The organism is Corallococcus sp. 4LFB, assembly GCF_046520365.1.
GTDB classification, from domain to species: Bacteria; Myxococcota; Myxococcia; order Myxococcales; family Myxococcaceae; genus Corallococcus; species Corallococcus caeni.
The window spans coordinates 1-12,674 of the sequence record NZ_JBKGHJ010000244.1; the positions used below are offsets into that span (position 1 = coordinate 1).

A 12,674-nucleotide genomic window follows, 5' to 3' on the forward strand; every position below is an offset into this window, starting at 1 on the left:
GCCTGGGGCCGCAGACGTTGGGCAGGCCGCCCCCGCCGCACGCCTGGCCCTCCGCGCACTCCCCGCAGTGCAGCGTGCCGCCGCACCCGTCGATGGCGTAGCCGCAGTCCAGCCCCTGGGACTCGCACGTCATGGGCGTGCAGAAGGACGGGGGCTGCCGGCTCAGCAGCCGGGAGGTCGTGTCGTCCGGCAGCGTCCGGCCGCACGCCGTCCACAGCCCCAGGAGGACCACCCACCCCGCCAGCCAGCCCGTCCGCCCCATGCCCCGTTTCCGCCACCCGTGAAGGGCCCGTCATCGGCCCCGGGTCCCAGGGTGGGGACGCGCCCGGTGCCCGCGAAGCGGCGGCACGCCCCGGCGGGCCTCCAGCGGTCGGAAAGGCGTCACTGTCCCGCCCCGCCCGCCGGGAAGGCGCGCACTGGTGGACACCGGACGGGCCAGGGAGGGGGGTGGGCGCGGTGGCGGGGGGCCCCCACCGTGAACGGACGCGGGGGCGCGAACGGGATACGTACGTCCGGCGGGGAAGGGACACCCATGGCAGGTCCCAGGCGCTTGGCACGGGAGGACGGGTGGGGGCTCGGTGCGAGCCTCGTGGTGGCGTTCGTCCTGCTGGTCGTGGCGGTGGGCTCGCTCCTGATGACCCGCGCCTCCGTGCAGTCGCGGGTGATGGAGCGCTCCATGGACCTGCAGGAGGTGGGGCAGCTGGGGCGGGCCTTCAGCGACAAGGTGTCCCTGGCCAACAGCGCGTTGCTGGCGGGCGGACAGTCGCTCGTCCAGGACACGGCGCGGTCCCGGCGCCGCTTCCTGGACACCGTGGAGCGGCTGCATGCGCGGCTGGCCTCCTCCGAGGACCAGGCGCTGGTGGAGGAGGTGCGCGCCGCCGAGCAGCTGCATGAGGCCGCCCTGCGCGCCCTGCTGGACACCCCCACCCCCAGGGAACAGCAGGTGGCGCGCGAGCGGCTCACCCAGGCCAATGCCCGGGTGCGCGACGCGCAGGCCCAGCTGGAGCGCAAGGTGCTGGCGCGGCTGGCGCGGGAGAACCAGACGGCGTTGCTGACGGACCGGTGGGAGACGGCGCTGCTGCTCATGGCGTCCCTGCTGGGGCTGGTGCTGGCGGCGGCGCTGGCGTGGGTGCTCCACCGCCAGCTGAATCCGCTCAGGCGCGAGGCGGCGGCCAGCGCGCACCGCTTCCAGGCGCTGGTGGAGGGCGTGCGCGACTACGCCCTGATGCTGCTGGACGCGCGCGGGCGGGTGGCGAGCTGGAACCCGGGCGCGGAGCGCATCAAGGGCTGGAGCGAGGCGGAGATCCTGGGCCGCCCCTCCTCCGTCTTCTACACATCCGAGGAGACCGCGACGGGCGTGCCGGAGCGGGAGCTGGCCCGGGCCCTCCGGGAGGGGCGGCTGCGCACGGAGGGGTGGCGCCAGCGCAAGGACGGCTCGCGCTTCTGGGCGGAGGTGTCCATCACCGCGCTGCGCGACGAGGACGGCAGGCCGCAGGGCTTCTCCGTGGTGACGCGCGACAGCACCGAGCAGCGGCGCAACGAGCGGATGCAGGAGCTGCTCGCGGAAGCGGGCCGCGTCTTCCACCAGTCCCTGGACCCCGACCTGACGGCGGCGGAGGTGGCGCGGCTGCTGGTGCCGGAGGTGGCGGACGGCTGCATCCTCTACCTGCTCACGCCCGCGAGGGAGCTGCGGCCCCGGGCGGTGACGCACGTGCAGCCCGAGCGCGAGGCGAGCCTGTGGGAGGCCCTGCGGCGCTTCCCCCCGCGCGCGGGAATGCCCCCGGCCGTCTGGGAGGCGATGCGCACCGGGCGCTCGCGGATGGACGTGGAGGTGGAGACGGAGGACGTGGCGGCCTCCGCGGAGACCGACGAGCACCTGCTGCTCATCGAGCGCGTCGCCATCGGGTCGTCGATGGTGGTGCCCCTGCGCGCGGGCAGCGAGACGCTGGGCGCCTTCGTGCTGATGACGGCCCGGGGCCACCGCCGCTTCACGCAGGCGGACCAGGTGCTGGTGGAGGAGCTGGCCGGCCGCGCGGCGCTGGCCCTGGTGAACACGCGGCTCTTGCGCGAGGCGCGCGAGGCGGTGGACCTCATCGCCGTCACCGCGCACGACCTGGGCAATCCCTTGCATGCGCTGCAATTGCTGCTCAGCAAGGTGCAGCGCGCGCAGGGGGCCGGCCGCGACGAGGACGTGCGGCAGGGCCTGGTGGCGGCGCGCGGGCAGGCGCAGCGGCTGGGCCAGCTGCTGCACAACCTCCTGGACCTGTCGCGGCTGTCCTCCGGCAAGCGGGTGCTGGACGCGGCGCCCGTGGACCTGGGAGAGCTGGCGCGCGAGGTGGTGGAGCGCTTCGCGGAGGCCGCCGCGCAGGCGGGCTGCGACCTCAAGCTGGAGGTGGAGCCCGGGCAGGTGGGGCAGTGGGACCGCATCCGCCTGGACCGGGTGGTGACGAACCTCTTGTCCAACGCGCTGAAGTTCGGCCGGGGCCACCCGGTGACGGTGTCGGTGTCCGCGCTGGACGTGGAGCACACGCGGCTGCGCGTGCGCGACGAGGGCGTGGGCATCGCGCCGGAGGCCCAGCGCCGCGTCTTCGAGCGCTTCGAGCGCGAGCGCACCCGGAAGGCGGAGGCGGAGGCCGGCTACGGGCTGGGGCTCTACATCGCCCGCCAGCTCGTGGAGGCGCACGGCGGCGTCATCCGCCTGGAGAGCGCGCCGGGGCGGGGCGCCACCTTCACGGTGGACCTGCCGCGCATCCCCCGGCCGGTGGAGGAGACGTCCAGGGCGGAGGCCCCTCCGCTCCAGCATTGACGTCTGTCCTTGCTAGAGGTGCAGCGACGGCACGGGGGCGACGAGGCCGGGCTGGATGGGGAAGTCCGGGGGCAGCTTCTCGCGCTCCTCCAACCGCTCGAACTCCAGCGAGTCGTGCGCGCAGAAGACCTTCACCTGGTCGCCGTGGCGCTGCACCAGCTCGCGCAGCCGGCGCAGGTTGTACCAGCGCATCCACCCGTCCTTCTGCATCAGCTTCTGGTAGCCGCGCAGGCCGGCGGTGCAGCGGTAGCGGTCCAGGTCCATCTCCCCGTGGTAGAAGTACGCGTCGCCCGCGTGCAAGAGCCACCCGTCCCCGGTGTCGATGGCCACGCCCGCGTGTCCCAGCGTGTGGCCCACCAGCGGCACCATGAGGATTTCGGGCGGCAGTCCGGTGAGCTCGCGCACGCAGTCGAAGCCGAACCAGCCCTCGCCGCGGTTGGGGACGTAGGTCTCCCAGCGCGTCTCCTTGGACCACTGCATGGGGCGGAAGCGCGCGCGGTCCAGCCAGCTCTTCTGCGCGGTGGCCATGCGGTACTCGTCCGCCAGCACGTGCACGCGCGCGTGGGGGAAGTCGTCCAGGCCGCCCGCGTGGTCGAAGTCCAGGTGCGTGAGGATGATGTCGCGCACGTCGCTGGCCTGGAAGCCCATCCGCTCCAGCTGGCGGATGGCGGTGGCCTCCTCCGCCAGGGCGGGGCGGCAGAGCACGTCGCGGAACAGGCCGTTGAGCCGCACGCGGGGCGCGTACACGTCATTGAGGCCGAAGCCGGTGTCCACCAGCACCAGGCCGCGCGGTGTCTCCAACACCAGACAGTGGCAGGTGAGCGCAGCCGGGCCGGTGAAGCCGCGCCGCCCGTCCATGAGCCGCCGGCCAGGCGGGCACATCGTGGTGCAGTTCAGGTGGTGGATGCGCATGGCGGCTCCCGCTCCTCGTGAAGGGGGCGGCCGTCCGGCGCCAGCGGGGGAGCCCGCCGCGGGAAGCCGCCCATCCGTTCGTTCAGGGCAAAAGTGCGCCGTGGTCCCCCTGGGAGGAATCACCACACCCGCGAAGGGACGGGGGCTCGCCCGCCTGGGGGGCGGCGGAAGGCCGTCTCAGGGAGCGGGAGACTGCCCGGCTGCCTCACCGTCGAGCGGTGGGGCCGACCTCAGCACCAGCGCCTCGCCCGGAGCGACGGAGCGGTGCTCCACGCCCCGGGGGACGATGAGCAGCTCGCCCTCCTCCAGGTCCACGGTGCGGTCGCGCAGCTCCACGCGCAGGGCGCCCCGGGTGACGAGGAGCAGGACATCCCCGGTGGCGTGCCGGCACCAGGGGCTGGTGCCCGTCAGCCGCACCAGGTGCATGGGCTGACCGTGGAGGGTGCCCACGGGCCGGGCGATGCCAGGCGCCGGCAGGTCGGTGGAGGCGTGGGCCAGGTTCACCTTCTCCACCAGGGGAAGGGACGCGGGGGCCGGTGCTGGACCGGCCGGGGGCCGGCGGCGCGAATCCCAACGGGGGGGACGGCCGCCAGCGAGGGGTGGGGTCCGGAGAATCGTGCTCATGCGACAGGGACTCCTTCAGGGGGGACGCGGTCCCACCCCCTCATGGGTTGTCTTGCTTTCTGCCAGGGTCCGGGCCTGTGTTTCACCCCCTGCCGCGAGGGCCGGTCCGGTATCCGACGGAAAAGCGCTGGTAAGATAGGGTTTGCCCCGTCGATATGCCTTCCACGCCGGTGCACGCCGGGCCGCTGGCCCTGCGGGAATGAGGAGCGGGCCTGGTCCTGGTGCCCGGATGTCCACTCGGGACATCGTGAGGGTTTCCGTTCCAGGGTGAAGCGAGGATGGGCCCGGACGCCGCGAGGAAATACGGCGCCCGGGTCGCAGCGATGTGTCGGGTGGAAGCTGTTGCCTCAAAGGCCGTGAGCCGGCTCACCTGTCTCGTCGCACGGCCCGGTAGGCCTGGGCGGGATGCGCGGGATTATCGGGATGGGTGCGTTCGAGGAGCCCCTCTTCGACCATGGCCTTGAGGTGTCGCTCCGTCAGCTTGTCCGGGCTGAAGTGGAGCACCCTGGCGAGTTCCGCGGGGTGCCAGGGCCGGAGCGAGGTGAGCGCCAGGATGGCTTCGCGCAGGGCCGCCTTCCGGGGACGGAGTCCTAGCTTCTCGATGATTTCACGCCCCCGGGCGTCGATTGCTTCCTGGTCTTTGAACCCCCCCCAATCCGCGGGGAACCCCCCCCGATCCGTGGGTGGGAACCCCCCCCGATCGGATGGCAGCTCCCCCCGATCCGCGGACAGGGTCTGTCCCACGTTCACCCGCAGCGTGACGACCACGGCGCCGGTGACCTCGGCGAACTCCGGGGCGGAGAGCCCGGCGGCACGGCACATCTCGGCGACGCGGTTCGTGCCCCGGCCCCATTTCTCGATGAGCCCTGCGCGATAGAAGACCTCCGCGATGATGGGATTGCGCTGCACCGAGAGGTGTGGACGTGTGAGCGATTCAGGCGTGATGCCTTTGGGGTATCGCCCCGCGCTCCAGATCTCCACGCGGTCGTCGAAGATGGCGAGCGATACCGCACCCCCCGCGATGCTGGCCGCGTACTACTTCAGCCCGTCGTCGCAGTTCTCCACGACGTACACGTTCAATCCCTTCCAAAACATCGGCAATCCCGACCAGCCGTGAGCGCTGCTACGCGTCCCGCAGCATCCGCTGGACGCGGGACACCAGCAGGTCCATGGCCACGGGCTTGGTGACCATCTCCATGCCCGCCTGGAGGAACCCGGACGCCTGGGCCGCCGCCTGGGCGTAGCCGGTCATGAACAGCACCTTGAGCGCCGGGCGCCGCTGCCGGGCCAGGTCCGCCAGCTGCCGCCCGGTGAGGCCCCCCGGCAGCCCCAGGTCCGTCAGCAGCAGGTCCACCCGCGGCAGGGACTCCAGCAGGCGCAGGCCAGAGGGTCCGTCCTCGGCCTCGCGCACCTGGTAGCCCCACTCGTGGAGCACCTCGACGATGAGCGCGCGCACCACCGGCTCGTCCTCCACCAGCACCACCACCTCGCCGCCGCGCGCGCGGTGCTCCTCGCCCAGGGCCTGCGCGGGCGGGGACTCCGTGCCGGGTGTGCCCTGGAAGCGCGGCAGGTACAGCGACACGGTGGTGCCCCGGCCGGGCTCGCTCTCGATGCGCGCGGAGCCCTCCGACTGGCGCGCGAAGCCGTAGATCATCGACAGGCCCAGGCCGGTGCCCTGGCCCAGCGGCTTGGTGGTGAAGAAGGGCTCGAACGCGCGCGTGATGACCTCCGGGGACATCCCCGTGCCCGTGTCGCTGACGCTCACGCGCACGTAGGCGCCGGGCAGCAGGTCGCCGCCCGCGGGCAGCTCGACCTGGGCGTTCCCGGTCTCGATGCGCAGGCGTCCCCCCGAGGGCATCGCGTCACGCGCGTTGATGACCAGGTTGAGGACCGCGTTCTCCAGCTGGTTCGGGTCGCACAGCGTGGTCCACGGCGTGGGGATGAGCGCCAGCTCCAGCTGGATGGTCTCCCCCAGCGTGCGGCGCAGCAGGTCCTCCATGGAGACGACGAGCTGGTTCACGTCCGTGGGGCGAGGGTCCAACGGCTGCCGCCGGGAGAAGGCGAGCAGCCGGTGCGTGAGCGCCGCGGCCCGGTGCGCGGAGGCCTTCGCGCCGGTGACGAAGCGGCCCAGCTCGTCCGTGCGCCCCTGGCTCACGCGCCGCTGCACCAGGTCCAGCGACCCGATGATGCCCTGGAGCAGGTTGTTGAAGTCGTGCGCGATGCCGCCGGTGAGCTGGCCCACCGCTTCCATCTTCTGGGCCTGGCGCAGGGCGTCCTCGGCCTGGCGCAGCGCCAGGGCCGCCTCGCGCTCCTGGGTGACGTCGCGCGCCACGGCGTGGACGCGGCCCTCGTCCGGCACGGCCGTCCAGGCCAGCAGCCGGTAGGAGCCGTCCCGGTGCCGGAAGCGGTTCTCGAAGGCGAGCGTGGGGAGGCCGGCGGCCAGCCGCCCCAGCTCCAGGGTGGTGGGCGCGACGTCGTCCGGGTGGAGCAGGTCCGCCACCGTCCGGCCCACCAGCTCCTCCTCGGTCCAGCCGAGGATGCGCGTGGCGGACGGGTTCACCGTGAAGATGGCGCCGTCGAACCCGCACACCAGCATCAGCTCCTGCGACAGCCGCCACAGCCGGTCGTGGTCCGCGGTGCGCGCGCTGAGCTGCTGCTCCAGTTGGGCGGTGAGCACCTGGAGCGCGGCCTCCGCGCGCTTCTGGTCGGTCACGTCGTAGACGACGCCCGGCAGCCGCCGCACGCCCTCCCGAGGGGCCTCGCCGCGGCGGGCGATCCACCGCACCTCGCCGGTGTCGTCGCGCCGGACGCGGTACTCGATGTACTCCAGCGCGGTCTGGGAAAGGATGTCGTCCACGGTGCGGACGCGGGGCCGGTCGTCCGGGTGCAGCCGCGCGACCAGCTCCGCCAGCGGATACGCGGGGCGCACCGGCAGGCCCCAGATGTGACAGAACTCCTCCGACGTGTAGACGGTGCGCGTCTCCTGGTCCAACTCGAAGACGCCCACGCCGCCCGCGCGCTGCGCCAGGTGCAGCGTGGCCAGCGCGGCCTCCTTCTCCCGCTCCGCCCGCACGCGCCCCGTCGTCTCCAGCGGCGCGCAGTACACGCCCTGCACGGTGCCCGCGTCGTCGCGCACCGGCACGTACGCGAACGTGAACCAGCGCTCCTCCGGGACGCCCTCGTGCGTGACGGTGAGCGGCAGGTCCTCGAAGGCGACCGTCTCTCCCGCGAGCGTGCGCTCCAGGAGCGGCTTCAGCTGCGGCCAGACCTCCGGCAACACCCGCGCGCAGGGCTCGCCGAGCACCGGGTGCCGCGCTCCGATGAAGGGGCGGTACGCGTCGTTGTAGAGGTAGCAGAGCTCCGGGCCCCAGACGATGAACATGGGCGTGTCCGCGTCCAGCATCATGCGGACCAGCGCGCGCAGCGAGTGGGGCCAGACCTCCGGAGGTGGCAGGGGCGTGGCGGACCAGTCCTGCCGGCGCATCCGGTCCCCCATCTCCCCGCCACCGGCGAGGAACGGGAGGGGAGCGCCGGAAGGAGGTGTCGGGCTGTCACGCAAGGCCGGGCCTCAATACCAAGCGACCGCTGGGATTGCCACGAATGACAAAGCCCGCTCTCTCGTCGAGGAAGCGGGCTCGCATGTCGCGACCCGGGGAATGTGTTCAGCGCACCCAGTTCACGTTGCTGTACGCCTTCACGCCGTCCGCGCGCTCGGTGTTCGTGAGCGGCGCGTAGACGCGGGTGCTGAGGGTGTTGGCGGCGGTGTCCACCTCCACGAGCCGCGTCGGGTTGGTGGTGCCGTCGTGGAAGGTGTTGAGCATCTGGTAGAGGGTGTTGCCGTTCACGCCGGTGTCGGTGCGGTAGGCGGCGTTGCCCACGTGGCCGGAGAAGACGAAGCGCACGTTGGCGTACTGCTTGATGAGGTTGTCGAACACGTACTGCGGGCTGTTGTTGCCGTAGCCGCCGTTGGACTGCTCGATGCCGCCGCTGCCGTTCAGGTGTGAGTGGGTGATGATGATGACGTTGTGCCTGGGGTACTGGGCCAGCACGGTCTTCGCCCAGTTCACGGCGTCCGTGCGGGCCCACAGCTCCAGGTTCAGCACCAGCCAGTTCAGGCCGCCCGCGCTGAACGTGTGGTAGGCATTGTCGCACTTGCCGGACTCGAACACGCCGCCCAGGGCCTTGAAGCGCGACAGCGGGAAGTAGGTGTTGAAGGTGGTGGTGTTGCGCAGGTTGGCGTTGACGTTGCCGGGGCACGCGCTGCCGCCCTGGCACACGGCCGCCGTGTCGTGGTTGCCCAGGGCGATGGCGTAGGGAATCCCGGCGTTGTCGAGCACCTGGTACGAGTCACTGGCGCGCTGGTAGTGGAGGTGGTCGGGCGTGTCCCAGTCCATCAGGTCGCCGGTGTGCAGCACGAAGCGGATGTCCTGGGCCGTCTTGTTGTCGGCGATCCACTGCATGCGCTGGGTGAGCCGGGTGGGGTAGTAGACGGTTTCAATCTGTGTGTCGGGGATGACGACGAAGGTGAACTTCGTGTCCACGGCGCCAGGCGCGGCGTAGAACTTGATGCCCTCGTTGGTCCAGCCTGCGGCGGTGAGCGCGTCGCGCTCCGCCTGGGTGACGGCGTGGCGGTGCTTCCTCAGGCCGGGGTTGTCGAAGCGGTAGACGGGCACGAGGCACGCGTCCGCCGTCTTGGAGGCGTAGAAGCCCACGCCCTCGTCGGTGGTGAAGCCGGAGGCGATGAGGTTCGAGCGCTCGGTGGCGTCGATGGTGACGATGTGTTCACCCCGGCCCGGGCTGTAGAGCCGGTACACGGGGGACAGGCCGGTGCCGGAGGAGCTCGCGGCCTTGAAGGGCGTGCCGAGGTCGTCGGTATACGCGTAGGTCGTGGCCGCGTTGGCGGCCTCGGTCGCGTTGAGGGTGAGCAGGCTGTCGCCCGAGGACGGACGGACGCGGTGATACACGGGCTTGCTGAGCGCGGCGCAGTCCAGCGCCGCCGTGGTGCTGCCCACGTCCTGCGCGGGCGCCCGCTGGGGTTCAAGCGTCTCGCCAGGGCCGCAGGCGGACAGCACGCCCGTCAGGGCCAGGGACGCGATGAGGGAAAAGCGCTTCAAGGTGACTCTCCCGGTGAAGTCTAGGTGTTCGTATTAAAAATGGATTACAGGGAGGCGCATAGCATTGGTGGGGAGGCTGGAGAAGGCACCTGTCGCGGAGTGTCGCGGGTGTCACAGGAGCAGGGCGGCATGAACGCATGCAGGGGTGGTGTGTGGATTTTGCTGTTCGTGCTGCTCACGGGCTGCGCCGGTGGTCCCACGGTGCGGCTGCGCACGGAGCGGGGGACGCGGACGTGTGCCCCGTCGACGTGGGACCGGAGGGTGCCGGTCAGCGCGCGGGAGTTCGAGGACGCGTTGGCGCGCCTGGTGCTGGAGGTGCCGCTGACGGTGCGATCACCGAGGGTGGTGCGCGCGGTGGCGAGGAAGGGCGCGGAGCTGGACCGGGGACTCGGGTTCATGCTGCGGGACCGGTACGGGCGGTGGTGCCGGGCGCACGAGGCTCCGGGGGATTGTCTGTCGTTGCTGGAGGAGGGCGCGGGCTTCGGCGAGCTGGACCGGCTGACGCTCGCGGTGGGCATGTCGTTGGAGCCGCTGCGCGCGAGCATTGGGGACGCGCTGGAGGACACGCTGAATCCTGCGTTCTTCGTGTCCGTGGTGTCGGGAGCGATTGCGTCCTGGGTGGTGTTGGCGGCGGCACCGGAGCCCGTGTTCACCAAGGCCGCGGCGGTGATTGCCGCCGTGTTCCTGGCGTACGTGGGGGGCGAGTCGTTCCTCGCGGTGGTCCGGGCGTGCGGCGCGCTGAAGGCGGCGACAGACAGGGCACGGACGTTCCAGGAGCTGGAGGAAGCGGCGGATGTGTTCGCGCAGGCCCTGGGGCCGGAGGTGGCGCGCATCTTCGTGCTCGCCGTCACGGTGCTGGTGAGTCATGGCGTGACGGTGGGGCTGTCGTCGGCGCTGACGTTGATGCCGGGCTTCCCGGACGCGGTGCGGTTGGGCTCGGCGCAGGCGGGCTTCAGCGTGGCGCGCGTGCTGGACGTGAGCGCGGTGGCGGTGGTGGACGGAGTGGTGGAGGTGACGCTCGCGTCCACGGCGATGACCATGGCGGCCATGGGCCCGCCGCCTCCGAGCAGCTCAGGAGGCCCGGGCAAGTGGGTGCAGGTGAAGGAGTCGATGTCCGACCGTGCCCGCGACTATCAGGCCCAGGTGACGGGAGCGCCGAAGGGCTCCGCGTACCGATTGCAGCAGGGGGACACGGTCGTGGACTACGACGGCTACGACCTCGTGGATGACGTGCTGCTGGAGGCCAAGGGTCCGGGCTACGCGAAGTTCATCAAGGACGACATGACACTGAAGGAGTTCTACCGGGGCTTTGACAAAGTGCTGGCCCAGGCGGAGCGTCAGGTCGAGGTGGCAGGAGGACGACGCATCCGCTGGATTGTCGCAGAGGAGCGTTTCGCCGAATTCCTTCGCCAAGCATTCCAGCAGAACACCCTCCCAATTGAAGTGGTGTCCATCCCACTGATTCGATGAGGCATGCTGGAGCCATGGTCGAGACGCATTACGCGGGTTGCTACTGGCTGGTCCGACCCGAGCCGGTGGAGTCCTGCGCCCGACGCCTGGAGTCCTTCCTCGGAATGATGGCTCCACTTGAGCCAACCTGGAACCGTTGGCATCAATCCGCGGCAACCTTCGAAAAGGCACGCAAGCGACAGGTCCAGCCAGATGCCACGACGCTCGCGAAGCTCCTGGGTCAGAAGAGCAACCGGATTGGTGACAGCTCCAGGTTCTGGCTCTGGGCCGGGGAGTCGCCGGATGAAACCTCGGGGATCAACGGCAGCTGCGGAGGCTCCTCGACCTTCGTGAGCTCCCGGTGCATCCTCAATTCGCTTGGCCAGAGTGAGGTCGCGAAGCGCGTCGTGACCGCGCCTGTCATGACCAGTGTGGTGCGCGCCATGGCCCTCGCATGGGAACCCGAGTCCGGCATCGCGACCTCCCATGCGCATCTGGAACAGATGAAGGTCGATCAGTTCTCATCGCCCGGCACCTACGTCGGCTGGGTCATGTACTTCGCGGACTTCCGCGGCCCCGTCCCCCCGCTGCCCGCGCCCGTGCAGGTGGAGCACCTCCCGGACCGGGGCACGCTCATCACCCTCACGCCGGAGAAGTTCACCGTCTCCAATCCGGCCCACGTCGCCCTGGCCGCGGACGTCCAGGCGCGCCTCCAGGACGCGGGGCTGCTCCGGCCCCTGCGCCCCTGGGGCACCTGAAGCCGCTCACGGCGCGCCGTGGTGGACCGCCTCCATGTTGTCGCCGTCCGGATCCAACGCGAACGCGCCGTAGTCGCCCGCGTGCCGGGGCGACGCGGGCGTCTTCGTCTCGATGCGCCACGGCACCGGACGCTGGGGCGGACCGGAGGCCGCCATGCGGCGCGTGGGGAACTCCGCGTCCCAGGTGGCGGTCATCTCCATCACGAGACCCGCGCGGCGCTCAGTCCGGGTAGAACATGGGGTCGCGCGTGGCCACGAACGACGAGATGGCGTGCGCCACCTCCGGCGGCAGCGTGGTGAACTGCACGCCCACGCCCGGCATCAGGTCCGGCGTGCGGTCGTTGCCGTCGCGCGCCCAGCGCACCACGCCGTTCACCGTCAGCGGCCGGCCCCCCGGCAGCGTGAAGTCCAGCTCCACCGGCGTGCCGCGCGGCACCGCCTCCACCGTGGCGATGAAGATGCCGCCCTCGCTGATGTCCATGGAGAAGCCGGTGAAGAAGTTGGAGTCGCTGCGCGTGTCGATGGTCGTGTGCATCCGCACCCGGCCCGCCTTGCGCCCGTCGCTCTTCGCCGGGGTGGCGGCCACGGGCGCCATGGGCGGCAGCCGCTCCGCGCGCGTCGGCGTCTCCGTGGACACCGCCTTCGCTCCGGACGGCTTCAGCCCCGGGGGCGGGACGACCTTCTGGGTCTCGGCTTCCGCGGCGCGGCGGGCCTTCTCCTCGGCCTCCGCGCGGGCCTTCGCGGCGGCCTCCACGCGCTTCAGGTCGGACTCGGCGGACGACAGCGCCTTGTCCACCCGGGCGGCGTCCTCCTGCTGCACGCGCAGCGCGGACTGGAGGTCCAGCCCGGCCTGCCGGCGCGTGTCCAGCGCGGCCTCGCGCGCGTCCAGGGCCTTCTCACGCAGGCGCGCGAGCTCCGGGGACGGCTCGGGGGACTCGGTGTCCTCCAGGCGCATGGCCCACTGGGACAGGCGCGAGTCCCCGGCGTGCTCCGGCCGGGCCAGGGCCTGGC

The 12,674-nt window shown here is 71.6% G+C and carries 11 protein-coding genes and 1 pseudogene; 4 read left to right on the forward strand and 8 right to left on the reverse strand.

Annotated features, from left to right (window positions below; translation table 11 throughout):
• Positions 1-262 (reverse strand): annotated as a pseudogene (locus ACLEQD_RS24110) (tryptophan synthase alpha chain); the annotation flags it as partial.
• Between the two features lie 327 nt (positions 263-589).
• Between ACLEQD_RS24110 and ACLEQD_RS24115 the strand changes: the two are divergent.
• Positions 590-2,806 carry an ATP-binding protein gene (locus tag ACLEQD_RS24115; protein WP_410387090.1) on the forward strand — a complete coding sequence of 739 codons (2,217 nt, stop codon included), beginning with the start codon at positions 590-592 and terminating at the stop codon, positions 2,804-2,806.
• Between the two features lie 12 nt (positions 2,807-2,818).
• Here ACLEQD_RS24115 and ACLEQD_RS24120 read toward each other — a convergent pair whose 3' ends face one another.
• From ACLEQD_RS24120 to ACLEQD_RS24130, 3 genes are all read right to left on the reverse strand, one after another.
• Positions 2,819-3,718, reverse strand: coding sequence for an MBL fold metallo-hydrolase (locus ACLEQD_RS24120; RefSeq protein ID WP_410387091.1), 900 nt, complete (start codon positions 3,716-3,718; stop codon positions 2,819-2,821).
• Between the two features lie 177 nt (positions 3,719-3,895).
• Positions 3,896-4,222, reverse strand: coding sequence for a cupin domain-containing protein (locus ACLEQD_RS24125; RefSeq protein ID WP_410387094.1), 327 nt, complete (start codon positions 4,220-4,222; stop codon positions 3,896-3,898).
• Positions 4,223-4,708: 486 nt separating this feature from the next.
• Entirely contained in the window at positions 4,709-5,323 is a 615-nt protein-coding gene (locus ACLEQD_RS24130; protein WP_410387096.1) for an ATP-binding protein, read from the reverse strand.
• A gap of 13 nt (positions 5,324-5,336) precedes the next feature.
• Here ACLEQD_RS24130 and ACLEQD_RS24135 point away from each other — a divergent pair, with 13 nt between their 5' ends.
• Entirely contained in the window at positions 5,337-5,459 is a 123-nt protein-coding gene (locus ACLEQD_RS24135; protein ID WP_410387098.1) for a hypothetical protein, read from the forward strand.
• Between the two features lie 6 nt (positions 5,460-5,465).
• Here ACLEQD_RS24135 and ACLEQD_RS24140 read toward each other — a convergent pair whose 3' ends face one another.
• Both ACLEQD_RS24140 and ACLEQD_RS24145 read right to left on the reverse strand, forming a co-directional pair.
• A complete protein-coding gene (locus tag ACLEQD_RS24140) occupies positions 5,466-7,901 on the reverse strand; it encodes a PAS domain S-box protein (protein WP_410387100.1) in 2,436 nt (811 codons plus the stop codon).
• 103 nt (positions 7,902-8,004) lie between these two features.
• Entirely contained in the window at positions 8,005-9,456 is a 1,452-nt protein-coding gene (locus ACLEQD_RS24145; RefSeq protein WP_410387102.1) for a metallophosphoesterase, read from the reverse strand.
• Positions 9,457-9,585: 129 nt separating this feature from the next.
• Here ACLEQD_RS24145 and ACLEQD_RS24150 point away from each other — a divergent pair, with 129 nt between their 5' ends.
• Both ACLEQD_RS24150 and ACLEQD_RS24155 read left to right on the forward strand, forming a co-directional pair.
• On the forward strand, positions 9,586-10,926 hold the full coding sequence (locus ACLEQD_RS24150) for a restriction endonuclease fold toxin 5 domain-containing protein (RefSeq protein WP_410387104.1): 1,341 nt from the start codon (positions 9,586-9,588) through the stop codon (positions 10,924-10,926).
• A gap of 14 nt (positions 10,927-10,940) precedes the next feature.
• Positions 10,941-11,663: an immunity 52 family protein gene (locus ACLEQD_RS24155; RefSeq protein WP_410387106.1), complete on the forward strand. Its 723-nt coding sequence runs from the start codon at positions 10,941-10,943 to the stop codon at positions 11,661-11,663.
• Positions 11,664-11,669: 6 nt separating this feature from the next.
• Here ACLEQD_RS24155 and ACLEQD_RS24160 read toward each other — a convergent pair whose 3' ends face one another.
• Both ACLEQD_RS24160 and ACLEQD_RS24165 read right to left on the reverse strand, forming a co-directional pair.
• Complete coding sequence (locus ACLEQD_RS24160) at positions 11,670-11,867, reverse strand: hypothetical protein (RefSeq protein ID WP_410387108.1); 198 nt, start codon at positions 11,865-11,867, stop codon at positions 11,670-11,672.
• A gap of 16 nt (positions 11,868-11,883) precedes the next feature.
• Positions 11,884-12,674: TIGR02266 family protein (locus tag ACLEQD_RS24165; protein ID WP_410387110.1), on the reverse strand; the 791-nt coding region annotated here is incomplete at its 5' end.

Bases quoted from the DNA above. Each gene is read 5' to 3' on its own strand.
- ACLEQD_RS24120 (WP_410387091.1), bottom strand. From the start codon at position 3,718: ATGCGCATCCACCACCTGAACTGCACCACGATGTGCCCGCCTGGCCGG.
- ACLEQD_RS24150 (WP_410387104.1), top strand. From the start codon at position 9,586: ATGAACGCATGCAGGGGTGGTGTGTGGATTTTGCTGTTCGTGCTGCTC.
- ACLEQD_RS24135 (WP_410387098.1), top strand. From the start codon at position 5,337: ATGGCGAGCGATACCGCACCCCCCGCGATGCTGGCCGCGTACTACTTC.
- ACLEQD_RS24155 (WP_410387106.1), top strand. From the start codon at position 10,941: ATGGTCGAGACGCATTACGCGGGTTGCTACTGGCTGGTCCGACCCGAG.